Origin of the sequence: Phenylobacterium sp., assembly GCF_046291545.1 — a bacterium.
Taxonomy (GTDB): Bacteria; Pseudomonadota; Alphaproteobacteria; order Caulobacterales; family Caulobacteraceae; genus Phenylobacterium.
Genome location: NZ_JBKBSM010000005.1, coordinates 154,230 through 180,305, shown reverse-complemented (window position 1 = coordinate 180,305; position 26,076 = coordinate 154,230). Strand labels below are relative to the sequence as shown.

The 26,076-nt window shown below is 71.0% G+C and carries 26 protein-coding genes; 17 read left to right on the top strand and 9 right to left on the bottom strand.

Translation table 11 applies throughout. The features are described from left to right. Positions 1-7: 7 nt before the first annotated feature. Positions 8-1,924, top strand: coding sequence for a 1-deoxy-D-xylulose-5-phosphate synthase (gene dxs / locus ACK4YQ_RS13475; RefSeq protein WP_409611933.1), 1,917 nt, complete (start codon positions 8-10; stop codon positions 1,922-1,924). A gap of 6 nt (positions 1,925-1,930) precedes the next feature. On the opposite strand, the gene ACK4YQ_RS13470 is transcribed toward dxs, so the two are convergent. The 5 genes from ACK4YQ_RS13470 to flgF are packed head-to-tail and all read right to left on the bottom strand — an operon-like array spanning position 1,931 to position 5,536. After that, entirely contained in the window at positions 1,931-2,434 is a 504-nt protein-coding gene (locus ACK4YQ_RS13470; RefSeq protein WP_409611932.1) for a hypothetical protein, read from the bottom strand. A gap of 45 nt (positions 2,435-2,479) precedes the next feature. Next, a complete protein-coding gene (gene flgH / locus ACK4YQ_RS13465; RefSeq protein WP_409611931.1) occupies positions 2,480-3,217 on the bottom strand; it encodes a flagellar basal body L-ring protein FlgH in 738 nt (245 codons plus the stop codon). Positions 3,218-3,233: 16 nt separating this feature from the next. Continuing rightward, entirely contained in the window at positions 3,234-3,995 is a 762-nt protein-coding gene (flgA, locus tag ACK4YQ_RS13460) for a flagellar basal body P-ring formation chaperone FlgA (protein ID WP_409611930.1), read from the bottom strand. A 1-nt stretch (position 3,996) separates the two neighbouring features. After that, a complete protein-coding gene (gene flgG, locus ACK4YQ_RS13455) occupies positions 3,997-4,785 on the bottom strand; it encodes a flagellar basal-body rod protein FlgG (RefSeq protein ID WP_409611929.1) in 789 nt (262 codons plus the stop codon). A 13-nt stretch (positions 4,786-4,798) separates the two neighbouring features. Continuing rightward, positions 4,799-5,536 (bottom strand): flagellar basal-body rod protein FlgF, encoded by a 738-nt coding sequence (gene flgF, locus ACK4YQ_RS13450; protein WP_409611928.1) that lies wholly within the window; start codon positions 5,534-5,536, stop codon positions 4,799-4,801. Between the two features lie 226 nt (positions 5,537-5,762). Here flgF and ACK4YQ_RS13445 point away from each other — a divergent pair, with 226 nt between their 5' ends. Genes ACK4YQ_RS13445 through ACK4YQ_RS13425 form a run of 5 tightly spaced genes read left to right on the top strand, consistent with a single transcriptional unit; the run spans position 5,763 to position 11,772 of the window. Then, on the top strand, positions 5,763-6,371 hold the full coding sequence (locus ACK4YQ_RS13445; RefSeq protein ID WP_409611927.1) for a flagellar basal body-associated FliL family protein: 609 nt from the start codon (positions 5,763-5,765) through the stop codon (positions 6,369-6,371). A gap of 30 nt (positions 6,372-6,401) precedes the next feature. Beyond that, positions 6,402-7,487 carry a flagellar motor switch protein FliM gene (gene fliM, locus ACK4YQ_RS13440; protein ID WP_409611926.1) on the top strand — a complete coding sequence of 362 codons (1,086 nt, stop codon included), beginning with the start codon at positions 6,402-6,404 and terminating at the stop codon, positions 7,485-7,487. Continuing rightward, complete coding sequence (locus ACK4YQ_RS13435; RefSeq protein WP_409611925.1) at positions 7,484-7,987, top strand: DUF6468 domain-containing protein; 504 nt, start codon at positions 7,484-7,486, stop codon at positions 7,985-7,987. The genes fliM and ACK4YQ_RS13435 overlap by 4 nt, the downstream gene beginning before the upstream one ends. After that, a complete protein-coding gene (locus tag ACK4YQ_RS13430) occupies positions 7,984-8,802 on the top strand; it encodes a MotE family protein (protein WP_409611924.1) in 819 nt (272 codons plus the stop codon). The genes ACK4YQ_RS13435 and ACK4YQ_RS13430 overlap by 4 nt, the downstream gene beginning before the upstream one ends. 3 nt (positions 8,803-8,805) lie before the next feature. Next, positions 8,806-11,772, top strand: a complete 2,967-nt coding sequence (locus ACK4YQ_RS13425) for an endoglucanase (protein ID WP_409611923.1) — start codon at positions 8,806-8,808, stop codon at positions 11,770-11,772. A gap of 10 nt (positions 11,773-11,782) precedes the next feature. Here ACK4YQ_RS13425 and ACK4YQ_RS13420 read toward each other — a convergent pair whose 3' ends face one another. The 3 genes from ACK4YQ_RS13420 to ACK4YQ_RS13410 all read right to left on the bottom strand — a co-directional run bounded on the left by ACK4YQ_RS13420 (position 11,783) and on the right by ACK4YQ_RS13410 (position 13,609). Continuing rightward, positions 11,783-12,301: a hypothetical protein gene (locus tag ACK4YQ_RS13420; protein ID WP_409611922.1), complete on the bottom strand. Its 519-nt coding sequence runs from the start codon at positions 12,299-12,301 to the stop codon at positions 11,783-11,785. A gap of 214 nt (positions 12,302-12,515) precedes the next feature. Then, entirely contained in the window at positions 12,516-13,313 is a 798-nt protein-coding gene (gene fliP / locus ACK4YQ_RS13415; protein WP_409611921.1) for a flagellar type III secretion system pore protein FliP, read from the bottom strand. Then, entirely contained in the window at positions 13,313-13,609 is a 297-nt protein-coding gene (locus tag ACK4YQ_RS13410; protein ID WP_409611920.1) for a flagellar biosynthetic protein FliO, read from the bottom strand. The genes fliP and ACK4YQ_RS13410 overlap by 1 nt, the downstream gene beginning before the upstream one ends. Before the next feature lie 94 nt (positions 13,610-13,703). Here ACK4YQ_RS13410 and flgB point away from each other — a divergent pair, with 94 nt between their 5' ends. The 6 genes from flgB (at position 13,704) to ACK4YQ_RS13380 (ending at position 19,884) form a co-directional block, all read left to right on the top strand. Continuing rightward, positions 13,704-14,129, top strand: coding sequence for a flagellar basal body rod protein FlgB (gene flgB / locus ACK4YQ_RS13405; RefSeq protein ID WP_409611919.1), 426 nt, complete (start codon positions 13,704-13,706; stop codon positions 14,127-14,129). Positions 14,130-14,161: 32 nt separating this feature from the next. After that, entirely contained in the window at positions 14,162-14,584 is a 423-nt protein-coding gene (gene flgC / locus ACK4YQ_RS13400; protein WP_409611918.1) for a flagellar basal body rod protein FlgC, read from the top strand. A gap of 11 nt (positions 14,585-14,595) precedes the next feature. Next, complete coding sequence (gene fliE, locus ACK4YQ_RS13395) at positions 14,596-14,901, top strand: flagellar hook-basal body complex protein FliE (RefSeq protein WP_409611917.1); 306 nt, start codon at positions 14,596-14,598, stop codon at positions 14,899-14,901. Between the two features lie 91 nt (positions 14,902-14,992). After that, on the top strand, positions 14,993-17,494 hold the full coding sequence (locus tag ACK4YQ_RS13390) for an ATP-binding protein (RefSeq protein ID WP_409611916.1): 2,502 nt from the start codon (positions 14,993-14,995) through the stop codon (positions 17,492-17,494). 78 nt (positions 17,495-17,572) lie between these two features. Next, a complete protein-coding gene (locus ACK4YQ_RS13385; RefSeq protein ID WP_409611915.1) occupies positions 17,573-18,337 on the top strand; it encodes an ATP-binding cassette domain-containing protein in 765 nt (254 codons plus the stop codon). Then, complete coding sequence (locus ACK4YQ_RS13380) at positions 18,334-19,884, top strand: glycine betaine ABC transporter substrate-binding protein (protein ID WP_409611914.1); 1,551 nt, start codon at positions 18,334-18,336, stop codon at positions 19,882-19,884. Before ACK4YQ_RS13385 ends, ACK4YQ_RS13380 begins: the two co-directional genes overlap by 4 nt. A 4-nt stretch (positions 19,885-19,888) precedes the next feature. On the opposite strand, the gene ACK4YQ_RS13375 is transcribed toward ACK4YQ_RS13380, so the two are convergent. Further along, positions 19,889-20,953 (bottom strand): glycosyltransferase family 4 protein, encoded by a 1,065-nt coding sequence (locus ACK4YQ_RS13375; protein WP_409611913.1) that lies wholly within the window; start codon positions 20,951-20,953, stop codon positions 19,889-19,891. A gap of 158 nt (positions 20,954-21,111) precedes the next feature. On the opposite strand from ACK4YQ_RS13375, the gene fliQ reads away from it, so the two are divergent. The 5 genes from fliQ (at position 21,112) to ACK4YQ_RS13350 (ending at position 26,024) form a co-directional block, all read left to right on the top strand. Continuing rightward, positions 21,112-21,375, top strand: a complete 264-nt coding sequence (gene fliQ, locus ACK4YQ_RS13370) for a flagellar biosynthesis protein FliQ (protein WP_409611912.1) — start codon at positions 21,112-21,114, stop codon at positions 21,373-21,375. 18 nt (positions 21,376-21,393) lie between these two features. Continuing rightward, entirely contained in the window at positions 21,394-22,149 is a 756-nt protein-coding gene (gene fliR, locus ACK4YQ_RS13365; protein ID WP_409611911.1) for a flagellar biosynthetic protein FliR, read from the top strand. 1 nt (position 22,150) lies between these two features. After that, complete coding sequence (gene flhB, locus ACK4YQ_RS13360) at positions 22,151-23,230, top strand: flagellar biosynthesis protein FlhB (RefSeq protein WP_409611910.1); 1,080 nt, start codon at positions 22,151-22,153, stop codon at positions 23,228-23,230. 67 nt (positions 23,231-23,297) lie between these two features. Then, positions 23,298-25,370 (top strand): cell cycle histidine kinase CckA, encoded by a 2,073-nt coding sequence (gene cckA / locus ACK4YQ_RS13355; protein ID WP_409611909.1) that lies wholly within the window; start codon positions 23,298-23,300, stop codon positions 25,368-25,370. A gap of 123 nt (positions 25,371-25,493) precedes the next feature. Further along, entirely contained in the window at positions 25,494-26,024 is a 531-nt protein-coding gene (locus tag ACK4YQ_RS13350) for a hypothetical protein (RefSeq protein ID WP_409611908.1), read from the top strand. The last annotated feature ends 52 nt before the right edge of the window (positions 26,025-26,076 follow it).

Here is a 26,076-nt window from a genome sequence, read left to right as displayed (position 1 = left end):
GTCTTTCATGCCCCCAGTCACGCCCCTGCTCGACAAGATCCATTCGCCCGCCGACATCCGCCGGTTGCACCAGGGCGAACTGCGCCAGCTCGCCGACGAGCTGAGGGCCGAAACCATCGATGCGGTGTCCACCACCGGCGGCCACCTGGGCGCGGGCCTGGGCGTGGTCGAGCTGACCGTGGCGCTGCACTTTGTGTTCGACACGCCCGAGGACATCCTGATCTGGGATGTCGGACACCAGGCCTATCCGCACAAGATCCTGACCGGGCGGCGCGATCGCATCCGCACCTTGCGCCAGGGCGGGGGCCTGTCCGGCTTCACCAAGCGGGCGGAGAGCGAATACGACCCGTTCGGGGCGGCTCACGCCTCGACCTCGATCTCCGCGGCCCTGGGCTTCTGCGTGGCCCGCGACCTGGAGGGCCGCGACAACCGGGTGGTGGCGGTGATCGGCGACGGCTCGATGAGCGCCGGCATGGCCTATGAGGCGATGAACAACGCCTACGGCGCCACCAAGCAGCTCACCGTCATCCTCAACGACAACGACATGTCGATCGCCCCGCCGGTGGGCGGGATGAGCGCCTACATGGCCCGGCTGGTGTCCGGCGGCGGCTACCAGACCCTGCGCAACATCGGCAAGTCGATGGCCAAGGCCTTCCCCAAGCCGCTGCAGGTGGCCGCGCGCAAGGCCGAGGAATACGCCCGGGGCATGGTCACCGGCGGCACCTTCTTCGAGGAGCTCGGCTTCTACTACGTCGGGCCGATCGACGGCCACGACCTGGACGCCCTGGTCCCGGTGCTGAAGAACGCCCACGAGATCACCGACCGGCCGGTGCTGGTCCACGTCGTCACCCAGAAGGGCAAGGGTTACGGCCCCGCCGAAAAGGCCGAGGACAAGTACCACGGCGTCGTCAAGTTCGATGTGGTCACCGGCCAGCAGGCCAAGGCCCCGGCCAAGGCGCCGCAGTACACCAAGGTCTTCGCCCAGGAGCTGGTCCGCCAGGCCGAGCGCGACGAGCGGATCGTCGCGGTGACCGCGGCCATGCCCTCGGGCACCGGACTGGACGTCTTCGGCAAGCGTTTCCCGGAACGCACCTTCGACGTGGGCATCGCCGAGCAGCATGCGGTGACCTTCGCCGCGGGCCTGGCCGCCGACGGCATGAAGCCGTTCTGCGCGATCTATTCGACCTTCCTGCAGCGCGGCTACGACCAGGTGGTGCACGACGTGGCCATCCAGGGCCTGCCGGTGCGCTTCGCCATCGACCGGGCCGGCCTGGTCGGCGCGGACGGGCCGACCCACGCCGGCTCCTTTGACATCGGTTTCATGGGCGCCCTGCCGGGCATGGTGGTGATGGCCGCCGCCGACGAGGCCGAGCTCGCCCGGATGGTGGCGACCGCGGCGGCGATCGACGACCGCCCCTCGGCCTTCCGCTATCCGCGCGGGGACGGCGTCGGCGTGCCGATTCCGGAGCTCTCCGCGCCGCTGGAGATCGGCAAGGGGCGGATCCTGCGCGAGGGCTCGACCGTCGCCATCCTCTCGCTCGGCACGCGCCTGGGCGAAAGCCTGAAGGCCGCCGACCTGCTGGCCGCCCGGGGCTTCTCGGCGACCGTCGCCGACGCCCGTTTCGCCAAGCCGCTGGACCTGGACCTGCTTCTGCGGCTCGCCCGCGAGCACGAGGCCCTGATCACCGTCGAAGAGGGGGCGATGGGCGGCTTCGGCGCCTTCGCCCTGCAGGCCCTGGCCCAGCACGGCGCCCTGGACCGCGGGCTGAAGGTGCGCACCCTGGTGCTGCCCGACATCTTCCAGGACCAGGACAAGCCCGAGGCGATGTACGCGCAGGCCGGGCTGGACGCCGACGGCATTCTGCGGGCCGCGCTCTCGGCCCTGGGGCTCAGCAACGTGGACGTGGCCGGCCGCCGCGCCTGAGGCGGCCTATCCGCAGTAGCCCAGGAACCGGCCGATCAGGCTCTTCCGGGCGGGGGGCGGCTCGACCGCCGAGCCCAGCGACTCCAGCCGCAGGACGGCGCTCTTGCGCCAGGCCGCCAGCACAGGGGCGCGGTCGGAGACCTCCACACTGACAGTGGAGCCGCCTGCTGGGCTCGGTCGCGCCTGGCCGCGCAGGGTCGTGCGCTCCGGTCCGGACACGACGGCGACGCTGACCGCCCACGGCGCGGGACGGCCGATGCGGTCGATCCAGACCTCGCCGCGGCGGCCGGAGGCCAGATTCTCCGGGGCCTCGAAGGACGCGGCGATCTGGCCGGTGTTCTTGCGGCAGCTCAGGGCCAGGATCGGCCGCCCGTCGGGACCGGCGTGGATCAGGTGGGCCACGTCGAGCGGCGCCTTGGGAATCTCCAGGGTCCAGCCGCCCGGCGTCTGGCCGGCCGCGGGGGCGGCCAGGGCCAGGGCGAGGCCGGCGGCGATGGCGACGGTCTTCATAGGGTCAAGCTAGCACGGGGCCCGGCGCGGTCTCCACCCGCCGCATCAGAACGGCGAGAAGCGCTCCACCAGGGACTGGCCGGCGGGAACCTTCTGCACCCGGCTGATGTCGCCGCGGCCGCCGTAGCTGATGCGGGCCTCGGCGATCTGGGTGTGCTTGATGGTGTTGGCCGAGGAGATGTCCTCGGGCCGCACGATGCCGGCGACCGTGAGCTGGCGCAGCTCTGCGTTGGTGCGCACCTCCTGGGTGCCCTGGATGACCATGTTGCCGTTTGGCAGGACGGCGGTGACCACCGCGGCGATCGTCAGGCTGATCTTTTCCGACCGCGTCACCGAGCCGGCGCCGGAGTTGGAGCTGGACGAGCCGGTGTTCACCGCATTGGCCGGATCGAAGCCGCCCGGCAGGAATTTCCCGAGGCTCGATTCCAGGCCGAGGAAGTTGTTCACGCCCGCCTGGGAGCTGGCGGTGCGGCTGGAGGTGGAGTTGTTCGAGGTCTTGGCGCTGTCGTCGATGTCGATCTGCACCGTGAGGATGTCGCCCACGCGGCCGGCGCGCTGGTCGATGAAGAAGGCGCGCGCGCCCGTGCGCCAGAGGGAGTTGGCCGAGGCCGGCTGCGGCGACGGCTCGCGCGCCGAGGCCAGGGGCATGACCTCCTGGCTCTGCGGCACGAGGGCGGCGGGATAGCCGACCGGCGTCAGGTCGGGACCGCGGACCGCCTCCTGGACGGTGGAGCAGGCGGCGAGCGGGGCGAAGATCAGGGCGAGGGCGAGCGTACGGCGCATGGACTGCGGACCTTGTCTAGCGAAGCGCATAGCGGGTGGGGGAGGCCTTGAGCTGATCGGCGGCCGGGCCGACGATGGCTTGACCGGGGCCGACCGCGACGGCCTGGAGGATCTTCTTGGAGGCGGTGTTCTGCACCGTCAGCGTCTCGCCCACGCCGGCGGCGGCCATGGCCTTGGCCTGCAGGGCGAGCGAGATTCCCTCGTTCTCGTAGACCACGGTGATCATCTCCCCGGCCTTGATCACCTGGGGAGCGGAGACGTCGCGGGCGGCGACGGCCGCTCCGGCGCGAAGGGGACGGCGGGCGGCCATGCCGATCACCTGGTCGGCGTCGGCGGGCGCGTCGGCCGGCGCGGCGGCGGCCTTGCCCCAGACTAGATCCTGCGGCTGGACGATCTCGCCGGCCGACAGGTTGCGGGCGTAGGTGAGCACCTCGACATTGCCGCGGGCGGCCGCGGCCGCCGGAGCAGCCCCAGCGCCCGCCGGCCCGCCGGAGCCCGCGGCGGAGACGACGATGGTGGTCAGGCCCTCGGCGTTCGCCCAGTCGAGGCCGGAGCGGGCGGCGGCCAGCTGCACGGCGCGGGCGTTGAGGATGGCCGCGCGGCCATTGCGGGCCGCCACGGGAACGTTGGAGGCTTCGCCCGCACCGGTGAAGAGGTCGCCCAGGGTGATGACGCCGTCGGCGTCCGAGGCGTTGGGGCGCAGGGTCACCGGCTGGCCGGCGATGGCCGGGCCGGCGGCGAAGGCGGCGACCGCGAGGGTGAGGAGGAGGCGCTTCATCTTACGACTTCACGTTGTTGGCGGCCTGCAGCATCTCGTCGGAGGCCGAGATCACCTTGGCGTTCATCTCGTAGGCGCGCTGGGCCACGATCAGGGCGGTGATTTCGCTGACCGCATCCACGTTCGAGGCCTCGGTGTAGTACTGGGTCAGGCTGCCGAAGCCGACCGAGCCCGGGGTGCCGACGGTGGCCGGGCCGGAGGCGCCGGTCTCCTTCAGCAGGTTGTCGCCGATGGCTTCCAGGCCGGCCTCGTTGACGAAGGTCGCCAGTTCGAACTGGCCGACGATGTCCGCCTCGGTCTGGCCGTCGCGCACCGCCTGGACCTGGCCGCTGGGCGAGATCACCACCGAGACCGCGTCGGCCGGGACGGTGATGGCCGGCTCGATCAGGTAGCCGTCCTCGGTGACGAGCTGGCCCTGGTCGTTGACCGACAGGTTGCCGGCGCGGGTGTAGGCGGTCTCGCCCGAAGGCAGCAGAACCTGCAGGAAGCCGCGGCCCTGGATGGCCACGTCGTACTGGTTTTCCGTCTTGGTGAGCGAGCCCTGCTCGTTGATGCGGTAGACCGAGCCGGCCTTCACGCCGCCGCCGATCTGCACGCCGGTGGGCACGATGTTGCCCTGGTCGGACGACTGGGCGCCCGCGCGCTCCAGCGTCTGGTAGAGCAGGTCCTGGAACTCCGCCCGCTGGCGCTTGTAGCCGACGGTGTTCATGTTGGCGATGTTGTTCGAGATGACCTCGACGTTCAGCTGCTGGGCGGCCATGCCCGTGGCGGCGGTGCGAAGAGACTGCATCGGGGGCGTTCCCTTAGTTCACGCGGCCCAGCCGCTCGATCGAGCGGCGGGAGAGTTCTGCGGTTGAATCCATCATCTTCGTCACCCGCTCGTAGGCGCGGGTGACCTCGATCATCCGGGTGATCTCGAGCACCGGATTGACGTTGGAGCTCTCCAGCATGCCCTGGTGGATCACCGCGTCGGGCTGCGGGGCGGGCTGGAGGTTGGAGGTGTTGCGGTAGAGGTTGCCGCCGTCCTTGCGCAGGACCGACAGCTCGGCGAACTCGACCACGCCGATCTTGCCGATGCGCTCGGTCCCTTGGCTGACGACCCCGTCCTTGGAAATGGTGACCGGGCCCTTCTCGGGATCGATCACGATCTCCCCGCCGCCCTCGCCGGCCAGGGGATCGCCGTCCTCGGTGACGAGGCGGCCGGTCGGGTCCATCCGGAAGCGGCCGTCGCGGGTGTAGCGCTCGCCCTCGGCGGTGTTGACGGTGAAGAAGCCGTCGCCCTCGATGCCAAGGTCGAAGGTCCCGCCGGTGGTGCGCAGGGTGCCCTGGCCGAAGTTGCGGGCCACGCCGTCGTCCAGAACGAACTTCACCGGCCGCGGGCCCGGCGCGGTGTTCGCCGGGTTCTTCGGCTCGGTGCGGGCCATCAGCGACTCGACCTTGAAGCCGGCCGTATCGGCGTTGGCGATGTTGTTCGCCACGATGTCCATCTCGCGCCGAAGCACCATCTGGCGCGACAGTCCGACGAAGAGGGCGTTGTCCATCCGGCCGGCCCCTGAAATCCCTAACTGCGACAGAATCGTCGTGGATTTCCCTGCAAGCTTCGGGCCAGAAAAATAGCTAAATAAAATCAGCAGTTAATAAAGTTAACGGCAGCCCGGCGGCGGATTTTGCCGGGCAGGGTTAGCCCCCGTTAAGAAGCGTTAAAAACCGATCCTTAACCAAGCACGCGGCAATGGGGAGGAGGCTAGAGTCTAAGGAATCGCGCGCGTGTCGAAGGACAAGGTCAAGGAAGCCCCCGCCGAGGGCGCCGAGGACGGCGAAGGCGAGGAAGGGGCCGGCAAGAAGAAGCTGCCGCTGAAGCTGATGATCATCGCCGGCGCGGCGGCGGTCGTGGTGCTGGGGGGCGGCGGCACGGCGGCGTTCCTGTTCCTCAAGCCCAAGCCGGCGGCCGAGGGCGAGAAGGCGGCCGACCACGGAAAGAAGAAGGAAAAGAAGAAGGAAGAGAAGGGCGGCCACGGCGGCGGCAAGGAGGGCGGCGAGACCCTGGGCCAGGTGCGCGAGGGCCCTGACGGGGTGGTGTTCTACACCTTGCCTGACATCGTCGTGAACATGCAGACCGCCGACGGCAAGGCCACCTTCCTGAAGCTGAAGCTGACCCTGGAGCTGCCGGACGAACACCTGACCGAGGAGCTGGAGCCGAATCTGCCCAGGCTGCAGGACATGTTCCAGACCTTCCTGCGCGAGCTGCGGCCCGAGGACCTCTCCGGCAGCCAGGGCAGCTACCAGCTTCGCATGGAGATCCTGCGGCGCGTGAACCTGGTGATCGCCCCGTCCAAGGTCAACGCGGTGCTCATCGAGGAGATGCTGATCAACTAGGCCCCGGTACGGGCCTGGCGGCTTGCACGCATGAACGACGAACTCGATCAAGCCACGGAAGATCAGGTCGCCAAGCTGGCGGCGGCGGGCGGCTGGGACCCGGCCGAGCCCGACGCCGAGGCGCTGATCGGTTCGGAGCGGATCCTGAACCAGGACGAGATCGACAGCCTGCTGGGCTTCGACCTCACCGACGACGAGGCCGCCGAGCGCACCGGCATCCGGGCGATCATCAACTCGGCGCTGGTCTCGTACGAACGCCTGCCGATGCTGGAGATCGTCTTCGACCGCCTGGTGCGGTTGATGACGACTTCCCTGCGCAACTTCACCTCGGACAACGTCGAGGTCAGCCTCGACAACATCTCGTCGATCCGCTTCGGCGACTATCTGAACTCGATCCCGCTGCCGGCCATCCTGTCGGTGTTCCGGGCCGAGCAGCTCGACAACTACGGCCTGCTGACGGTCGACTCAAACCTGATCTACTCGATCGTCGACGTGCTGCTGGGCGGGCGTCGCGGCACCGCGGCCATGCGCATCGAGGGCCGCCCCTACACCACCATCGAGCGGGTGCTGGTGCAGCGGATGGTCGAGGTGGTGCTGGCCGACGCCAAGGCCGCCTTCGAGCCGCTGACGCCGGTGACCTTCACCCTGGACCGGCTGGAGACCAATCCCCGCTTCGCAGCCATCGCCCGGCCGGCGAACGCAGCGATCCTGGTGAAGCTGCGCATCGACATGGAGGACCGTGGCGGGCGCATCGAGCTCCTGCTGCCGTACGCGACCCTCGAGCCCATCCGCAAGATGCTGCTGCAGCAGTTCATGGGCGAGAAGTTCGGCCGGGACAACATCTGGGAAGGCCACCTGGCCACCGAGCTCTGGACCACCCAGGTCGAGGTGCGCGCCGTCCTGGACGAGCTGCAGATGCGGCTCGAGGACGTGCTGAACTTCAAGGTCGGGGACACGGTGATGCTGAACGCCACCCCCGACAGCCTGGTGCAGCTTCGTTCCGGCCAGGTGCCCCTGACCCACGGCCGCATGGGCCGGCGCAACCACCACATCGCCGTTCGCGTGGAGGCGCCCCTGTCGCCCGCGGCGCGCAAAGCCGTCCAGAGGATGAAATGAGCGCCATCGCCATCGGCCTGAACCTGCTGCTGGCCGTGCTGCTGGCTGCGGCCCTGTTCATGGGCTGGCGGCTGAACGTGCGGCTGAAGGCGCTGCGCTCCAGCCAGGACGGCTTCGCCCGGGCGGTCGGCGAGCTCAACGCGGCGGCCCAGCGGGCCGAGCGCGGCCTGGCTGAGCTGCGCGCCGCCAGCGAGGAGGCCAGCGAGCTCCTGGGCGACCGGGTCGAAAAGGCCCGGGCTCTTGCCCAGCGGCTGGAGCGGCTGGTCGAGTCCGCGCCCCAGGGCGGCCCCACCGACGCCGACGAGCGCCGGGCCGAGCGCCTGGGCGCCCTGATCGCCGCCGCCCGCGAGCCGCGCGCGCGGCCCGAACCGCCTGAACGTCCCGCCGAACGCGCCGCCGAGCGGCGCGAGCCGCCGGCCCTGCGCCGGGCGTCGCGGCTGGACGACGACCTCTTCGACGAGCCCGAGCCGCTCGTCCTTGGCCGCAGAGACCGCTCATGAGCCAGATCCCGCGCATCCTGCCCCTCGTGGGCGTCGCCATGGGCGGCGTCCTGGCGATCAACGCCCTGGCCGGCGCCGAAGGGCTGCCCGACCTGATGTCCGGCGCGCGCGCCTTCGCCGAGGAGGCGGCGGCCAAGGCCGCGCCGGAGAAGGGCGGCAAGCCGGCGGAAAAGGCCGAAACGGGCGAGGCCGGTGACGCGGCCGCCGTGCTGCCGCCGGAAAAGCCGGCCAAGCCGCTGGCCCCCGTCTGCGCGCCCACCGCCGCCGAGCTCGCCAAGGAGGCGGGCCTGTCGCCGGCCGAGCTGCAGGTGCTGCAAAGCCTGGGCGCGCGCCGCGGCGTGCTGGACAAGCGCGAGCAGGACCTGGACGTTCAGCTCGCACTGCTGGCCGCGGCCGAGGCCAAGCTGGACGCGAAGGTCAAGACGCTTAACGGCCTTAAGACCGACATCCAGGGGCTGCTGGCCCAGGCCGACGCGCGCGAGGAGGCCGAGCTCGCCCGCATGGTCAAGGTCTACGAGAGCATGAAGCCGAAGGACGCGGCCGCGCGGATCGCCGTGCTGGACGACGCCGTGCGCCTGCCGATCGCGGCGAAGATGAAGGAGCGCGCCCTGTCGGCGGTGCTCGCCGCCATGCCGGCCGACGAGGCCAAGAAGCTGACGGAATCCCTGGCCAAGCGCTACACCGACGCCCAGGGCATGGCCGCCAAAGCCCAGGCCGCCGCCAACGCCGCCGGGGCGGGCGCCGCGCCTGGCCAGAAGGCGGCGGCCGCCCCGCCGGCGGCGGCCCCTGCGGCGCCTCCGGCCAAGGCCGGCTGATCCATGAAGCTGGCGCGGACCCTGCGCTGCGGCGTCGTGGCGATTCTCATCGCCGGACTCGCTGCGCCCGCAGGCATGGCTGCGCCGGCGGCGGGGGAGGCGCAGATCGGCGTCGCGCGGGGCCCCGATTTCGTGCGCCTCGACATCCGTTCCGGCGCGGGGGCCAAGGCGTCCGTCCGGCGCGAGGGCCAGGCCGTGATCCTGGCGTTTCCGCGGGGGGCGGACCCTGACATCGCCCGCCTGCGGGTCGACCCGCCGAAGGGCGTCGCGGCCGTCGACGTCCGCCGGGCCGCCTCGCGCCTGGAGGTGGTGCTGACCCTGGCCGACGGCTACGAGGCCAAGAGCGGCGCGGCGGACGGGACGACCTACGTCAACATCTTCGAGAAGAAGGCCGAGCCCGAGCCCGAGACGATGGCCGCCGCCGAGGCCGAGGCGCCGCCGCCGGCGCCGGTCGAACGGCCCAACCCGACGCCCGCCGGCGGGGTCGTGCGGATGGAGGCCAGGGTCGAGCCGGGCAAGGTGGCGCTGGTGTTCCCCTGGGCGCGGCCCAACGGCGCGGCGGTGTTCCGCCGGGGCGAGGCGGTGTGGGTGGTGTTCGACGCCCCGGCCACCCTGGACGTCAGCCGTGCGCCCCGCGGCCTTCGTCAGTTCAAGAGCCTGAAGGCGTACAAGGGCCCCGACTATTCCGCGGTCCGCATCGAGGCGACGTCCTCAACGCCGGTGTTCGCCGACAGCGAAGGCGCCGCCTGGACCGTGACGCTGGGATCGGCCGCCTCCGGCCGGCAGTCGGCGGTCAAGGTCGAGCGCGCTCCCGGTGGCGGTCCGGCCGCCCTGAGCGCGGCGGTGGCTGGCGTGACCCGGGTGGTGACGGTGGACGATCCCGCCGTGGGCGATCAGTTGACCGTGGCCACGGCCCTCGGCCCGGCCAAGGGCCTGCCCTCCCGGCGCGAATTCGTGCAGATGGCGCTTCTGCCGTCCGCCCAGGGCCTGGCGGTGGAATCCTACACCGGCGACGTCGAGATGACCTGGGCCGGCGATCTCGTCAGCATCGGCCGGCCCAAGGGGCTGACGCTCTCGCCCCAGGCGGCGTTCGCCGAACGCGAGACGTCCGAGCCGGGCGCGCCGCAGCCGGCGGGCCTGCCGGCCCTGATCGACTACGAGAACTGGCCCAAGACGGGTTCGGGAGGGTTCATCGCCCGCTACGACGCGCTCTTGGACGCCGCCGCTGAAGAGGCCGCCAAGGGCCGGGACTCCGGCTACGGCGCCCGGCTGGCCCTCGCCCGGTTCCTGGTGGGCTCTGAGCTCAGCTACGAGGCCATCGGCGTGCTGAACGCCCTGGCCCGCCAGCATCCGGAGGCCATGGAGCTGGCCGAGTTCCGCGGCCTGCGCGGCGTCGCGCGGGTGATGGCGCGGCGCTACAAGGAGGCGGAGGCCGACTTCTCCGCGCCGGTGCTGTCGGACGATCCGTCCAGCGCGCTCTGGCGTTCGTACATCGCGGTCAACGACAACCAGTGGGGCGAGGCGCGCCAGCAGTTCACCGCCGGCGCCGAAGCCTTCAGCCGGTTCTCGCCGGTCTGGAGGGCGAGGTTCGCCCGGGGCGACGCCACCGCCGCCCTGGCGCTGGGCGATCTGGAAGGGGCGACCAAGCGCATCAACGTCGCCCTGATGAGCAAGGTCGAGCCCCGTGAGGAGCTCGCGACCCGGCTCGTCCAGGCCCGCATCCTGGAGGCCCAGGGCCAGCCCGCCTGGGCGCTGCACATCTACAACGCCGTCTCCCGCTCCTCGGCCGAGTTCCTGCAGGCGCCGGCGCTGCTACGGGCCACCGAGCTGCGCTATCAGCGCGGCGAGATCCCCCCGGCCAAGGCCGCCGCCATCTTCGACGGCCTGCGCTATCGCTGGCGCGGCGACGCCACCGAGTTGGAGACCATCCGGGCGTTGGGCAACCTCTACCTGGGCCAGGGCCGCTATCGCGAGGCGCTGGAGACCCTGCGCGCCGCGGGCCAGCGGATGGCCTACATGCCCCAGGCGCTGGACCTGCAGGCGGACCTGAATTCCGCCTTCCGTGGCCTGTTCCTCGACGGCCTGGCCGACGGTCTGGAGCCGATCCAGGCGCTGGCCATGTTCTACGACTTCAAGGACCTGACGCCGCCCGGGGCCGACGGCGACCTGATGGTGCGCAACCTCGCCCGTCGCCTGGTGGACGTCGACCTCCTGCCCCAGGCCGCCGAGCTCCTGCGCTACCAGGTGGACAACCGCCTCGACGGGGTGCCCCGCGCCCAGGTGGCCACGGACCTGGCGCTGATCTATCTGATGGACCGCAAGCCCGAGAAGGCGCTGCAGGCGATCAACGGCTCGCGCACCACCATCCTGCCCACCCAGCTCAACGCCGAGCGGCGGCTGATCGAGGCCCGCGCCCTGATGGGCCTCAATCGCCTGGACTTCGCCCTGGAGGTCCTGGGCAAGGACAACTCCGCCGAGGCCCAGGACCTGCGGGCCGAGATCGCCTGGAAGCAGAAGGACTGGCCGGCGGCGGGCGCGCAGTTCGAGAAGACCCTCGGCGAACGCTGGAAGAAGCCGGACCCGCTGAGCGCCGACGAGGAGGCCAAGCTGCTGCGGGCAGGCGTCAGCTATAGCTTGGCCGGCGACGAGGCCGCTCTGGCGCGGCTGGAGCAGCGCTACCAGGGCTTCTACGGCCAGGCGAACAATCCCGAGGCGCTGAAGGTGGCGCTGACCGGGGTGTCGACCGAGCGTCTCAGCGTCTCCGACTTCAGCCGCTCGGCGGCCAACAACGAGGCCTTCTCGGGCTGGGTGGAAAAGATGAAGAAACGCTTCCGCGAAAAGCCCGCGCCGGTCGGCGCGCCGACCCCGAAGACCGCCGCGGGGGCCGCGCCCGCCAAGCCGGCGGCGCCGGCGGCGCCTGCGCCCGCCACCCGCCAGGCCGCCGCCGCCCCGCCGGCCAAGAGCGGGTGAGGGGCGCGGCTTAGTCCGCGACCGCGGTCAAGGTCTGTTCCGTGCGGAGCACGACGGCGGCGACGTGGTCCGTCACGGTCGCGCGAACGCGGTAGGGACCCAGGGGGTCCTTGTCTTCGACCTTCAGGCCCAGGCCGCCCACGGACAACTGAAGGGCGCCTTTCGGCGGCGCCTTGCGGCCCACCCAGACTTCAGCGCCTTTCGCCTTGTGATAGAGCCTGCCATTGGGAGCGGTGACCTCGAAATCCGCGGTCACCTTGCAGTTGCCCGACGCGTCCGGCTTGCATCCCTGGAAGATGATGAAGGTGACGATCGGCTGATTGCGCCGGACCCTGGTGGCGTTCGTGACAGCGACGCCTGGCGTCGGTTTCGCCCATTCGACGAACAGGCGTTGCGGATCGGTCGTGGCGATCTGCAAGACGCCGAAGGTCCCGGCGCGGGCGACGTTCCGCTCCGGCGCCTTCGCCGAGGCGGCGGGCCGCCCGGGCTGGGCCGTATAGCCAGAGACGGCCGCGACAGAAAGCGCCACGACGAGCCAAAGCGCCTTGGCGCTCCTGAATGTCCTCAAAGCCATGAGTTCTCCCCAGCACGCCTGACCATGCCCCGGGCCGATCGGCGAGACAGCCTTCAGTGGCGTCGCGCGCCGTCTGCAGCTTCGTGCGGAAGGTGGGGGAAGCGCCTCACCCATGCCGGGCGCAGGCCATGGACGGGCCATGCGCCGCGATCTTGCGCGGCAGGCCCGGCTAGCCGGCGCCCGCCCCGCGCTGGAAGCTCTCCACCAGGCTTCCGGCGACGAGCCGCCAGCCGTCCACCAGAACGAAGAAGATCAGCTTGAAGGGCAGGGACACCACCACCGGCGGCAGCATCATCATGCCCATGCTCATCAGCACGCTGGCCACCACCAGGTCGATCACCAGGAAGGGGATGAACAGGAGGAAGCCGATCTCGAAGGCGCGCTTGAGCTCGGAGATCATGAAGGCCGGCGTGACCACGCGCAGGGGCAGCTCCTCGGCCGTCGCCGGCCGCTCGACACGCGACAGGCGCACGAACAGCGCCAGGTCCTCCCGGTCCACCTGGCTGAGCATGAAGGTCTTCACCGGGGCGCCGGCCGCCTCGAAGGCCTGGGGCAGCTCCATCTGCTGGTCCAGCAGCGGGCGGATCCCCTCGTCGTAGGAGCGCTGGAAGGTCGGACCCATGACGATCGCCGTGAGGAACAGCGCCAGGCTGATGATCACCGCGTTGGGCGGGCTCTGTTGCAGGCCCAGGGCGGTGCGCAGCATCGAGAGCACCACCACCATCCGCACGAACGAGGTGGTCATGATCACGATGGAGGGCGCCAGCGACAGCACCGTCAGCAGGCCGACCAGTTGCACGACGCGCTCGGTGAGGCCCGCGCCGGTGCCCAGGTCGATGTTCACCGCCTGGGCGAGGGCGGCGGCGGGAAAGAGCAGGCCGGCCAGGGCGGCGAGGACGGACAGGGCGGCGGCGCGGCGCCAGTCCTCGGGCCTCAGGGCGCCGACGGCGGAAAGGAGGGCGCGCATCAGTGCAGCTCGCGGTCGGAGACGGGGGAAATGGTCGGCGGCGGCGGCGGGGAGATCACCCTTCCTTCGCCGAGGAGAAGCAATTGTTCCTCGCCGTCGCAGGAGACCAGCACCAGCCTGCGGGCCGGATCCAGGACGAGGGTTTCGACGACCGTCAGGCGGCGGGCCTTGCGCTCGCGGGTGAAGCGGGCGAGGGCGTCCGGCCCGAAGCGGCGAAGCGCCACCGCGCCCAGCCCCACGAGCCCAAGGGTCAGCAGCAGGGCGAAGACGGCGCGGGCGAACTCGGACAGGTCCATCGGAGGCGATCGGCAGGCGCGGCGGCGGACGCCGACGCTGGCCGCAGGGTGTGCGCCAAGGGTCTTAAGACGCAGTTAACCCTGTTTGTTCACCATGTTTCGCATGAACCTGGCGGACATCCCCCTGTTCTCGATGCTGCGCAACCGCCTGGGCTACCTGGGCGACCGGCAGCGCGTGATCGCCGAGAACATCGCCAATTCCGACACCCCGCTCTACACGCCCAAGGACCTCAAGCCGTTCAGCTTCCAGGCGTCGGTCGAGGCGGTGCAGATGTCGGCGGCCAGCGCGCCGGCGCGGACCCAGGCGGGCCACATGGCCGGCACCGTCAGCAAGACGAACTCGGGCTTCCGGCCCATGCGCAAGAAGGATTCGGAGACCACGCTCGACGGCAACTCCGTCGTGCTCGAGGAAGAGACCATCAAGATGGCCGACGCGCGGATGAACTATGACGCGGCTATCAGCTTCTATCAGAAATCGCTCGGCCTCCTGCGGATGGCCGCCCGCGCGCCGGGCAAGTGACCGGACCGCTCATTCCAGGGGGAGCGCGCTAGATGCCCGACATCAAGACGCCCGCGGCCAACGCCACCATGTCGGTGGCCAGCACCGCCCTTCGCGCCCAGCAGGCGCGCATGCGGATCATCGCCGAGAACCTGGCCAACGCGAACTCCATTTCGCGCACGCCCGGCGGCGAGCCCTATCGCCGCCAGATCCCGGTCTTCGCCCCGGTGAAGATCGACGGGGCCGAGGGGGTGCAGATGGCCAAGGTCGAGGCCGACCAGAGCGACTTCAAGGTCGACTACGAGCCTGGCCACCCGAGCGCCGACGCCCAGGGCTATGTGAAACTGCCCAACGTCGATCCCCTGGTCGAAGCGCTCGACATGCGCGAGGCGCAGCGCGCCTACGAGGCGAACCTAAACGTGATCGAGACGACGCGCGCCATGCAGATGCGCACGCTCGATCTCCTGAAGAAATAGGGGCTTAAGCCATGGTCTCCCCGCTCGCCGCCGCAAAGGCCTACGCGGTCACCCAGGGCCAGGGTCTGTCCGACCTGGGCGGCGCCAAGGCCGCATCCGGCGCCGACTTCGGCGACATGGTCAAGTCGGCCATGACCGAGGTGATGCACAACACCAAGACCGCCGAGACCCAGATCGCACGGCAGGTGCAGGGCAAGGCCGAGCTGATCGACGTGGTGACGGCGATTTCGGCGGCCGAGGCCAGCCTGGAGACGGTGATGGCGGTGCGCGACCAGGTGATCCAAGCCTATCAGGAGATCATGCGGATGCCGATCTAGGCGTCCGCGCGCCGCGTCCATTTGGCTCGCCTCCATCCGGCGGCTCGCGCCTGCGACTCATGCGATGGCGGACCGCTGGAATTTAAGCCCAATGTTGCGAGTAAGAGGCGCGCTCGTCGCCGCGATCCTGTCGTTGTCGCTGATCGGCCCCGCCTCCCGGGCCGGCGAAGCCGTGAGCCGCGATCCGATGACGCTCGCCCAGGCGGTGGAGACGCGCGCTGCGGCCACCAGCTTCGCTCAGCTTGAAACCTTTGGCGAAGCGGCTTCGAAGCGCAGCGACCGCGAGGGGCTGAACCGGCTCTACCACGTGGCCTGGATCCTCTTGAACCAGGGCGAGTTCGAGAAGGCGCAGGCGTGGAACGGACGCCTCGAGGCCGCCGCCCGCGCACAGGGGGACCAGCGCTACCTGGAGATCGCCCGGCTCAACGCCCTGACCATCCGCTACGACAGCGGCGATACGGCGGCCGCCAGGGAAATGGCCCGCATCGCCGACACGGCGCAGGATTGGTTCGTCAAGGCGCACGCCACCCGGCTGACCGCCTTGGCCCTGATGGACGAAGACCGCATCGGCGACGGCCTAAGGCTTCTGAGCGAGGCGGACGCCGAGGTTCCGGAGAACGCGCCGTTCGCGGCCACGGCCAGGGCCGGGCTGTGGGAGATGGTCGGCATCGGCCTGATGAAGCTGAACGATATCGACGGGGCGACCACCGCCTTCGGCCGCTTCGAGATCGACCACGCCAATCCCGACTATCCGCGGCCCGACTTTGACAGCCTCTACAACCTGACGCGGCTGTCGGTGCAGGTGGGCGACCTGGCGCTGGCCCAAAGGCTCTATGAGGCGCACCACCGGCTGGCGCAGCGAGCGAACATCGAGAGCCTGTCGGTGTACGACGCCAACCTCTGCGCCATGGTGGCTCAGGCACGCCAGGCGCCGCGGGAGGTCCTGGCGTGCCTGGCGCCCTTCGGCCCGGACCTCGGCCCCGCCGAGTTCCTGGCGCCGCTGCTCCTGCCGGTGCGCGCGATCGCCTACGCCCAGACCGGCCAGGTCGCCGCCGCGCGCCGCGACATGGCCGAAATCCGCCGAAGGGTGGCGGCGGGCGCGTTCCGCGAGGAGGGCTACACCGAGTTGCCGCACGTCGAGGCCGAACTGCTGTTCGCCGAGGGCCGGTCGGCGGAGGCCTACGAGAAGCTGAAGGCCTATTTCCTGGCCGATCGGGTGCAGTCGGCGCGGCGCTTCAGCGCCGGCATCCGCCAGGTCACCGGCGACATGCAGGAGCAACTGGCCGAGCGGCGGCTGCAACTGGAGACGGCGCGGGCCAATACGGCGCTGCAGGCCGACGTGATCGCCGCCCAGCGCTGGGTGCTCGCGATCGCCCTGGTCTTCGCCCTGACCGCCGCGGGCCTGCTGCTGTGGCAATGGCGGCTGGCCGGCGAACTGCGGGCGGCGCGGCGCCGGGCCGAGGACGCCACCCGCTCAAAGAGCGAGTTCCTGGCCAACATGAGCCACGAGATCCGCACGCCGCTAAACGGCGTCGTGGCCATGGCCGACGCGCTGTCGCGGCGCAGCCTGGCCGCGCGCGACAAGGAGATGGTCGAGATCATCCGCTCCTCGGGCGTAACGCTGGAGCGGCTGCTGTCGGACATCCTGGATAGCGCCAAGATCGAGGCCGGCCAGGTCGCTATAGAGACCGTCCCATTCCAGCTCGGCCGCCTGGTCCGTGAGATCGAGGCGCTGTGGCGGATGAAGGCCGAGGCCAAGGGCGTGCGGCTGGAGGCGCGCCTCGCACCGGAACTGGACGGGTTCGTCTGCGGCGACGTGGTGCGCATCCGCCAGGTGGTGACCAACCTCGTCAGCAACGCCCTGAAGTTCACCGAGGCCGGGTCGGTGCGGCTGAGCGTGGAGCCGGCGGGGGCGGGGCGTGTGCGCTTCGTGGTCGAGGACACGGGCGTGGGCTTCGAGCCGGCCCAGAAGGATCGGATCTTCGGCCGCTTCCACCAGGCGGACGGCTCCATCACCCGGCGGTTCGGCGGCACGGGCCTGGGGCTGTCGATCTCCCGCGACCTGGCCGAGCTGATGGGGGGCGAGCTCGACTGCGATAGCGTCCCGGGGCGCGGCTCGCGGTTCTGGCTGGACATCCCGCTGCCGGCTGCGCAGGGGGAGGCGTCCACCCCTGCCGCGTCGGCCGCCGAGCCCCAGGCCTTGCGAATCCTGCTGGCCGACGACCACCCGGCGAACCGGCTGATCATCGAGGCGCTGCTGGCGGAGACCGACATCGAGCTGGTGAGCGTCGCCGACGGGCGCGAGGCGGTGGAGGCGTTCGCAAAAGGCGGCTTCGACCTGGTGCTGATGGACATGCAGATGCCGGTCATGGACGGTCTGAGCGCCACGGCGGCGATCCGGGCGATGGAAGCCGAGCGCGACCTTGGCCGCACGCCCATCGTCATGCTCACCGCCAACGCCATGGCCGAGCATGTGCAGGCCAGCCTCGAGGCCGGGGCGGACGGTCACCTGGCCAAGCCGATCACCACCGCCAGCCTGTTCGACGGGATCGCCCGGGCGCTCGACTCGCAGGCGGACGCGAAGGCCTCCTGACAGCATCGTGTAGTCGCGCGCCGCGAGCGGGGCCCCACGCCGGCCGGTTCGTGCTACCGCTCAAGCATGAGCACGCCCATGATCGAACTGTCCGGCGTCGAGAAGCGCTATGACGGACACACGGCCCTGGCGGGCGTCGACCTGTCGGTGGCGCGCGGCGCCTTCGTGGCCCTGGTCGGCGCTTCGGGCTCCGGCAAGACCACCCTGCTCAAGATCATCAACCGCCTGGTCGCGCCCGACGCGGGGCAGGTGAGGATCGCCGGCGAGGCCGCCGACGCCGGCCCGCCCCACCTGCTCCGCCGACGGATCGGCTATGTGTTCCAGGAAGTGGGGCTGTTCCCGCACTTCACCGTCGCCGAGAACATCGCCGTCACGCCACGCCTTCTCGGCTGGAGCGCCGAACGGATCGACACGCGGGTGCGGGACCTGCTGGACCTGGTGGCCCTGCCGCAGGAAATGGCGGGGCGCGCCCCCGACGCCCTCTCCGGCGGTCAGCGGCAGCGGGTGGGCGTGGCCCGGGCGCTGGCGGCCGAGCCGGCGATCATGCTGCTGGACGAGCCGTTCGGGGCTCTCGATCCCCTCACCCGCGACGCCCTGGGCGACGACTACCGCGCCCTGCATGAGCGGCTGTCGCTGACGACGGTCATGGTCACCCACGACATGGCCGAGGCGGTGCTGCTGGCCGACCGCATTGTGGTGATGCGGGCCGGGGCGGTCGTCGCCGACGGGGCGCCGGGCGAGCTGATGGCCGGGGCCGCCGATCCGGACGTGCGGGCCTTGCTGGAGACCCCGCGCCGACAGGCCGAGCGCCTGCGGGAGCGTCTGGCGGAGGCCCGCGCATGAGCGGCCAGGTGGAGGCCGCGCTCGCCCGGCTGCCGGAATACCTGGCCTGGCACGTGCTGCTGAGCGCCTCGGCGCTGGGCCTGGGCCTCGTGATCAGCCTGCCGCTGGCGGTCGCGGCCAGCCGCAGCGCCAGGGTGCGTTGGCCCGCGCTGGCGTTGGCCAGCCTGGTGCAGACGATCCCCTCGATCGCCCTCCTGGCCCTGTTCTTCCCTGTGCTGCTGGCGGTCTCGGCCCTCAGCCTAGCCCTGACCGGGCGCGGGTTCTCGGCGCTTGGCTTCCTGCCCTCGCTGCTGGCGCTGACCCTGTATTCGATGCTGCCCATCCTGCGGAACGGAACGGCGGGGATCCTAGGCGTCGATCCGGCCGTGCTGCAGGCGGCGGACGGGGTCGGCATGACCCCCCGCCAGCGCCTCGTGAAGGTGGAGCTTCCGCTGGCCGCGCCGGTGATTATGGCCGGGGTGCGAACCGCCGCGGTCTGGACCATCGGGGCGGCGACGCTCTCCACGCCGGTGGGCCAGACGAGTCTCGGCAACTACATCTTCGCCGGCCTACAGACCGAGAACTGGGTGTTCGTGCTGTTCGGCTGTGCGGCCTCCGCGGCCCTGGCGCTCAGCGCCGACCAGCTTCTGGGCCTGATCGAGGCGGCGGCCGCCCGGCGCGACCCGCGCCGCGCGGTGATCGGCGCGGCCGGCCTCGTCGCAGGGGTGGCCCTGGCGCTTCTGCCGCTGCTGCCGACCGGCCAGGGCGCAAGCTATGTCGTCGGCGCCAAGAACTTCTCGGAACAGTACATCCTGGCCGAGATGATCGCACACCGCCTGGAGCGGACCGGCGCGAGCGTGACGCGCAAGGAGGACCTTGGCTCGGCCGTGGCCTACCGCGCCCTGGCCTCGGGCGAACTCGACGTCTACGTGGACTACTCCGGCACGCTCTGGACGAACGTGCTGAACCGCACCGACAATCCCGGCCGCCAGCAGGTGCTGGAGCGCCTGGCCGAGGAGCTGAAGCGCCGCGACGGCGTGGTGGTGCTGGGCTCCCTGGGCTTCGAGAACGCCTACGCCCTGGCCATGCGCGCTGATCGGGCCCGGGCCCTGGGAATCAGGAGCCTGGCCGACCTCGCCCGCGCCGCGCCGGGCCTGACCATGGGATCGGACCTGGAGTTCCTGTCCCGCCCGGAGTGGCGGGCGGTGGACGCCGCCTATGGCTTCACCTTCAAGGCCGAGCGGTCCTACCAGCCGACCTTCATGTACCGCGCTCTCCAGGCCGGCGACGTGGACGTGATCTCGGCCTTCTCCAGTGACGGACGGATCGCCGCCGACGACCTGCTGGTGCTCGCCGATCCCAAGGGCGCGATCCCGCCCTATGACGCCGTGGTGCTGGTTTCGCCGAAGCGGGCGGACGACGCCCGGCTGCGGCGCGCGCTCGAACCCCTGATCGGCGGCGTGCCGGTGGAGGCGATGCGCGCGGCCAACCTCAGCGTGGACCGCGATCAGGACAAGCTGTCCCCGGCCGAGGCAGCCCGGCGGCTCGAGCGGGACCTGGGTCTTTAGTCGTTCAGCCGGCGTCGATCCGCGCAGCCCAGCGCGCGATGAAGCGTTCCGGGCTCAGGAGCGCCGCGTGGGCGGCGGCCCGCGCCAGGATCGCCTCGCGCGCGGCCGGATCCATGTCGGCCACGCTGCGCATGGCGTCGGCGATCGCCTCAACGTCCTCGGGATCGACCAGCAGCCCGGCGCCGCCGATCGCCTCTTCAAGGGCGCCGCCCCGGGAGACGATAGGCACCAGTCCCTGCTGGGCCGCCTCCAGGGCGGGCATGCCGAAGCCCTCGGCCAGGCTCGGCAGCACGAAGCCGGATGCGTTGCGGTAGAGCCAGCGCAGCTCCGCATCATCGACATATCCGAGGCCGACGACCCCGCCGGTTCCCTTCGGTGCGGAGTCGGTCAGCGGGCCGCACAGCACATAGGACCAGCCGCGCTCATGCAGGCCGCTGGCGGCGAAGGCGCGGATCGAGCGCTCCTGGTTCTTGCGGCCGTCGTAGGCGCCGACGGTCAGGAGGAAGGGGGGCCGTACGCCGCTCGGCGCGCGGGCGTCGCCCTCGCGCGACTGCACGCGCACATAGAGGGGGATGACCTCGAGAAACCGGAAGTCCTCGCCGAACAGCTCGACGAAGGCGTCCTTCGAGGCCTGGCTGACGAACACCATGCCCGGCCGGGCGGCGGCGATCCTGGCGTAGGCCGCCTCGTAGGAGACCACGGCGCCTGCGGCGTAGAACTGCGGATGGGTGAGGGGGCAGACGTCGTGGCACAGCACGATGTCCTCGCCGCGCAGTTCGGTGTGCATGACGTAGAGGGGGTCGAGGAACAGCATCGGCCCGTCGGACCGGTCAGGCCGTCGCGGCCAGGGCGGCAGGTTCAACCGCGGACGGCCGAGCTCCCAGAGGGCGGCGCGCGCCAGCACCTTGCGCGGCAACCCCTCCGGCGGCGCCTTCAGGAACAGGCGCCAGTAGCGCACGCCCGCGAAGCGGTCGCCGAGTTCGCGCACGATGTCTCGCGCAAGGTAGTAGGCGCCGGTCCGGTTGATCAGTCCGAGGGTGAAGTCGACCGTGAAGCGACGATCGCTCAAGCGGATGCTCCTGAAGCCTCTGCCGCCGGCGGCGCGGGCAGGACTTCGACCTCCCCGAATCCGCGGACGCGTTAACGAAGGTAGCCGTTCGTTAACCATGTTTGGGCACTGTCGGCGCGACACGCCCTGCCGAGTAACCTGTAACCGCGAGGCCCTTAATGAACGGCGCCGAAGTCCTGGACATCGGGCGGGACGCGATCTGGCTGACCGTGCAGTTGTCCGCGCCCGTGCTGATCGTGGGCCTGGTCGTCGGGGTGGTGATCGGCCTGCTTCAGGCGCTGACCCAGATTCAGGAAGCCACCTTGGTCTATGCGCCGAAGATCGTGGCGATCTTCATCTCGCTGCTGCTGTTCCTGCCGCTGATGGGCGCCCTGATGAGCGGGTTCATGACCCGCATCGCCGCCCGCATCGCGGCGATGTAGCGGCCCCGCCGGCCTTCGATGGAATCCTACGCCACCGCCGCCCAGGTCTACGCCGCCGGCCTGATCTTCGCCCGCATCGGGCCGATGATCATGCTGATCCCCGGCCTGGGTGAGAACCCGGTGCCGCCCCGGATCCGGCTGGCCTTCGCCCTGCTGATGGCCCTGACGCTCTATCCGGTGGTCGCCGCCGGCCTGCCGGGGGTGCCCGAGACGGTAGGGGGGCTGGCCGGCCAGATCCTGAAGGAGACGCTCATCGGCCTGATGATCGGCTCGATCCTGCGCCTCTTCGTCGGCTCGCTGGCGGTGAGCGGTGAAATCATCTCGCAGCAGACGACGCTGTCCTTTGCCCAGACCGCCAATCCCTCCCAGGCCCAGCCGTCCACCTCGATCGGCACGTTCCTGGGCATGCTGGGGATGGTGCTGATCTTCAGCACCGATCTGCACCACCTGTTCCTCTCGGCGATGGTGCGCTCCTACACCCTGTTTCCGGTGTCCAAGCCGCTGATGGTGGACGACGCCGGGCAGCTGGCCATCCAGACGGTGTCCCGTTCCTTCGCCCTGGGCCTTCAGCTGTCGGCGCCGGTGGTGGTGTTCGCCATCGTCTTCCACATCGCCACCGGCCTGGTCGGCCGGGTGATGCCGCAGTTCCAGGTCTTCTTCGTCGCCTCGCCGATGATGGTCCTGCTCGGCCTGTCGATCCTGGCTCTCAGCCTGGGGGTGATCGGCATGGTCTGGGTGAACCGCTACCGCGAGCTTCTCGGGGTGTTCGCCTGAGATGGCCGAAGAAAACGACGCCGCATCGAAAACAGAAGACCCGACACCGCGAAAACTAGAGCAGGCGCGGGAAAAGGGCGAGGTCGCCAAGACGCCGGACCTGGCGCCGCTGGCGGCCATGGCGGCGGCCGCCGCGGTCCTGGCCCTGGGCGGCGGCTACCTGCTGCGCAACCTGGCCATGGCGCTCCTGCCGTTCATCGCCCATCCCGAGGCGATTCCCCTGGGCGGCGCAGGCGGCCTGGGCGTGGCGCGGATGGCGATGCTGGCCGCTGCGCCGATCCTGGCCGCCGTGCTGCTGACCGCCGCGGCGGCCGGCGCGGCCGGCAACCTGATGCAGCACGGGCTGATGTTCACGCCCTCGAAGCTGGCGCCGTCGCTGAACAAGCTGTCGCCGCTGGCCGGCTTCAAGCGCCTGTTCGGCCTGGACGGCCTGATGCAGTTCGTGAAGTCGATCGTGAAGATCCTGATGGTCGGCGCCGTGGCCTGGCTGGTGATGCGGCCGCACTGGCGCGAGCTTCGCGAACTGGCCGCGCTGGACCCGGCGGCGATCCTGCCCCTTTCGGCGGCGATCCTGCGCAAGCTGGTGTTCGCGGTCGTCGCCCTGCTGCTGGTGATCGCCGGCTCCGACTACCTTTGGCAGCGCTACCGCTTCATGGAGCGGATGCGCATGTCCAAGGAGGAAGTCAAAGAGGAGTTCAAGCAGACCGACGGCGACCCCCACGTGAAGGCGCGCCTGCGCCAGATCCGGCACGAGCGGGCGCGCCGGCGGATGATGCAGGCGGTGCCCGGGGCGACCGTGGTCGTGATGAACCCGACGCACTACGCCGTGGCCCTCAAGTACGACGCCCAGGAGACGCCAGCGCCGATGTGCGTGGCCAAGGGGCTGGACGCCGTCGCCCTGCGCATCCGCCAGATCGCCGAGGAGGCCGGCGTGCCGGTGATCGAGGATCCGCCCCTGGCCCGCGCCCTCTACGCCGCCGTCGACATCGACGACGTCATCCCCCCCGCCCACTACGAGGCGGTCGCCAAGATCATCGGGTTCATCCTCAGCCGACGGAATTCGGCCGCGAAACCCTTGTGAGAGTATGCTTATGAGTGATTCGGCGGGGCGCGCCGCCCCGATGCTCCAGGAAGGCCGCAGGTCCGCCATGGCCGAGCCGCAAATCGCCCGTGGCGCTCCGCGCCGCTTCGACCCGCTCACCGCCGCGGCGGTGGTGTTCTTCCTGCTGGCCGTGGGCTTCGCCGCGGCGCCCGCGTTCAGCGCGGGTCCCGAGACCCTGGCCGGCACCATGCTGCTGATCGGCCTGGCCGGCGTGGCCTGCCTGGGCCTGTTCGTCCTGCGCAGCTCCGCCGAGCCGGCGACCGAGGTCGAGCCCGTCGCCGAGCGGATCGCGGACGCCCTGGAGGAGCCGGCGGCCGTGGCGGCCGCCGACGGACGCATCCATGCGGCGAACCTGGCCTGGCGCGACGCCCTGGGCGCCGCGCCGCGCCTGCCTAAGGGCGGGCCCTCTGCCGCCAGCCTGTTCGCCGCTCTGGCCGCCGCGCGACGGGGCCAGATCGGCCGCGCCGTGATCCGCGCCGGCGGGGTCGAGCGCGAGGTGCGCGTCTCCCCGATCGGTCCCCGGCGCTTCCTCGTCCGCCTCGTCGAGACGCCTGCGACGGCGGCGCCCGCGCCCGCCGCGGCCCTGGAGCTGCTGGACGCGGTCGCCACCGCCGGCGCTCCTCCGCCCAAGGTGCTGGACGCCTTCGCCGCAGCCTCGCCGTTCGGCGCGGCCATGCTGCAGGGCGCCGACCCCTTCGCCGCCACCATCGTCGAGGCCAATCCGGCGCTGAGCGCCATCGCCCCGGGCGGACGGCCGGGGGCCGTGTTCGGCGAACTCATCGAGCCGGCCTCGCGGACCGACGCGGCCCAGCGCCTGGCGTCGGGAACGGCCACGGCGCTCGAGGTGCGCCTGGCGCATGATCCGGCCAAGATCGCGCACCTCTACCTGTCCCGCGGCGACGGCGGCTGGGTGGCCTATCTGGTCGACGTCTCCGAGCAGAAGCAGATCGAGCTGCAGCTCGCGCAGAGCCAGAAGATGCAGGCCATCGGCCAGCTCGCCGGCGGCGTGGCGCACGACTTCAACAACCTGCTCACCGCCATCTTCATGCAGCTCGACGTGCTGGCCGCGCGCCACCCGGTGGGCGATCCCTCCTACGAGGGGCTGAACGAGATCCGCCAGACATCGGCGCGCGCCGCCGACCTTGTGCGCAAGCTGCTGGCCTTTTCGCGCAAGCAGACCGTCCAGCGCGAGACCCTGGACCTGGGCGAACTGATCAGCGAGTTCGAGGTGCTGCTGCGCCGGGTGCTCTACGAGGACGTCAAGCTGGAGACGGAGTATGGCCGCGCCCTGCCGCAGGTGCGCGCCGACCGGGGCCAGCTGGAGACGGCGGTGATGAACCTGGCCGTCAACGCCCGTGACGCCGTGCGCGCCCACGGCGGCGGGACGGTGCGCATCCGCACCGCGCGGGTGAGCCAGGAAGAGGCGGCGGCGCTCGGATATCCGGGCGCCCAGGGCGACCAGGCCCTGATCGAGGTGTCGGACGACGGACCCGGCATTCCGCCGCAGGTGATGGACAAGATCTTCGACCCGTTCTTCACCACCAAGCCGGTGGGCGAGGGCACGGGGCTGGGCCTGGCCACGGTCTACGGCATCGTCAAGCAGTCGGACGGCTGGATCGCGGTCGACTCCAGGCCTGACGAGGGCGCGGCCTTCCGCATCTTCCTGCCGGTCCATGTCCCCGCGGCGGGCGCGGCGGAGACGCCGGCTCCGGCCAAGGTGCGGCCCGCGCCGCGTGACCTCTCCGGCGCCGGGCGCATCCTGTTCGTCGAGGACGAGGACGCGGTGCGCGGCGTGGCCGCCAAGCTCCTGCGCGCGCGGGGCTACGAGGTGATCGAGGCCGGATCGGGCGAGGAGGCGCTGGAACTGGCCGAGCAGCACGCCGGCGAGATCGACCTGATGATCTCCGACGTGGTGATGCCGGGGATGCAGGGACCGGATCTGCTGAAGCACGCGCGCGTGTACCTGAACGGCGCCCCGGTGATGTTCATCTCGGGCTACGCCGAGAGCGAATTCTCCGACCTGCTGGAAGGGGAGACCAACATCTCCTTCCTGCCCAAGCCGATCGACATCAAGACCCTGGCCGAGCGGGTGAAGCAGCAGTTGCAGCAGGCGGCCTGACGGGGGCGCTGTAACACGGATGTCGCACCGGCGCGGGAAAAGCGGCAACCTGAGCGTGCGGGGGCTGGCGTTCCGGCGCCGTTGCGGCCATTAAGCCCGCCCGGGGCGCGGGAGCCCCGCTCCATGACCTATCGCAGTCTCATTCTCGCCGCCGACGCCGCGCACGCGGCCGGCGACGTGCGCGTGCTGGCGGGCGACCTGCTGAGCGTCGACGGGCGCAGGGTGCGGGTGGCCAACGCCCGCGCGCCGGCCTTGCCGCCGGACGCCCGCTGCTGGGGCGAAGCGGCGCTGGCGGTTCAGTCCGCCGCCCGCACGGAGGCCCTGATCGCCGAGGCGGGCGGGGTCAAGCTGACGCCGGAGGGCGAGGGCGCCGACGGCGTGGCGCTGGCCCGGGTCGCCCTGGGCGGCCGGCGCGACCTGGGCGAGGCGCTGATCTTCCAGGGCCTGGCCGCACGGCGCTCGCAGACCGATTGGGACTGGTGCGGCGCCCCGGATTTCGACCGCGCCGACGGCCCCGGTTTCGGGCGCGGGCCCCAGGCGAACGCCCAGTTCATGGCCTGGATCGCCGCCGAGCAGGACCGCCAGATGCGGCGCAGCCTGGCGCGGCTGATGTGGGAGTCCGGCTCCTCCCTGGAGTCCTTCGACGGCTCCTGAAGGCGCGCCGGCTATTGTTTCGACAGGACTCTGGGCCAGCTTGACAGCACCG

Coding starts and splice junctions, on each gene's coding strand:
- ACK4YQ_RS13425 (WP_409611923.1), top strand. CDS start 8,806: ATGAAGCTGGCGCGGACCCTGCGCTGCGGCGTCGTGGCGATTCTCATC.
- ACK4YQ_RS13430 (WP_409611924.1), top strand. CDS start 7,984: ATGAGCCAGATCCCGCGCATCCTGCCCCTCGTGGGCGTCGCCATGGGC.
- flgF (WP_409611928.1), bottom strand. CDS start 5,536: ATGGACAACGCCCTCTTCGTCGGACTGTCGCGCCAGATGGTGCTTCGG.
- fliQ (WP_409611912.1), top strand. CDS start 21,112: ATGAACGGCGCCGAAGTCCTGGACATCGGGCGGGACGCGATCTGGCTG.
- fliP (WP_409611921.1), bottom strand. CDS start 13,313: ATGCGCGCCCTCCTTTCCGCCGTCGGCGCCCTGAGGCCCGAGGACTGG.
- ACK4YQ_RS13380 (WP_409611914.1), top strand. CDS start 18,334: ATGAGCGGCCAGGTGGAGGCCGCGCTCGCCCGGCTGCCGGAATACCTG.
- flgC (WP_409611918.1), top strand. CDS start 14,162: ATGCCCGACATCAAGACGCCCGCGGCCAACGCCACCATGTCGGTGGCC.
- flgG (WP_409611929.1), bottom strand. CDS start 4,785: ATGCAGTCTCTTCGCACCGCCGCCACGGGCATGGCCGCCCAGCAGCTG.
- dxs (WP_409611933.1), top strand. CDS start 8: ATGCCCCCAGTCACGCCCCTGCTCGACAAGATCCATTCGCCCGCCGAC.
- fliE (WP_409611917.1), top strand. CDS start 14,596: ATGGTCTCCCCGCTCGCCGCCGCAAAGGCCTACGCGGTCACCCAGGGC.
- ACK4YQ_RS13350 (WP_409611908.1), top strand. CDS start 25,494: ATGACCTATCGCAGTCTCATTCTCGCCGCCGACGCCGCGCACGCGGCC.
- flgA (WP_409611930.1), bottom strand. CDS start 3,995: ATGAAGCGCCTCCTCCTCACCCTCGCGGTCGCCGCCTTCGCCGCCGGC.
- fliR (WP_409611911.1), top strand. CDS start 21,394: ATGGAATCCTACGCCACCGCCGCCCAGGTCTACGCCGCCGGCCTGATC.
- ACK4YQ_RS13410 (WP_409611920.1), bottom strand. CDS start 13,609: ATGGACCTGTCCGAGTTCGCCCGCGCCGTCTTCGCCCTGCTGCTGACC.
- ACK4YQ_RS13385 (WP_409611915.1), top strand. CDS start 17,573: ATGATCGAACTGTCCGGCGTCGAGAAGCGCTATGACGGACACACGGCC.
- ACK4YQ_RS13435 (WP_409611925.1), top strand. CDS start 7,484: ATGAGCGCCATCGCCATCGGCCTGAACCTGCTGCTGGCCGTGCTGCTG.
- fliM (WP_409611926.1), top strand. CDS start 6,402: ATGAACGACGAACTCGATCAAGCCACGGAAGATCAGGTCGCCAAGCTG.
- flhB (WP_409611910.1), top strand. CDS start 22,151: ATGGCCGAAGAAAACGACGCCGCATCGAAAACAGAAGACCCGACACCG.
- ACK4YQ_RS13390 (WP_409611916.1), top strand. CDS start 14,993: ATGTTGCGAGTAAGAGGCGCGCTCGTCGCCGCGATCCTGTCGTTGTCG.
- ACK4YQ_RS13470 (WP_409611932.1), bottom strand. CDS start 2,434: ATGAAGACCGTCGCCATCGCCGCCGGCCTCGCCCTGGCCCTGGCCGCC.
- cckA (WP_409611909.1), top strand. CDS start 23,298: ATGGCCGAGCCGCAAATCGCCCGTGGCGCTCCGCGCCGCTTCGACCCG.
- flgB (WP_409611919.1), top strand. CDS start 13,704: ATGTTTCGCATGAACCTGGCGGACATCCCCCTGTTCTCGATGCTGCGC.
- flgH (WP_409611931.1), bottom strand. CDS start 3,217: ATGCGCCGTACGCTCGCCCTCGCCCTGATCTTCGCCCCGCTCGCCGCC.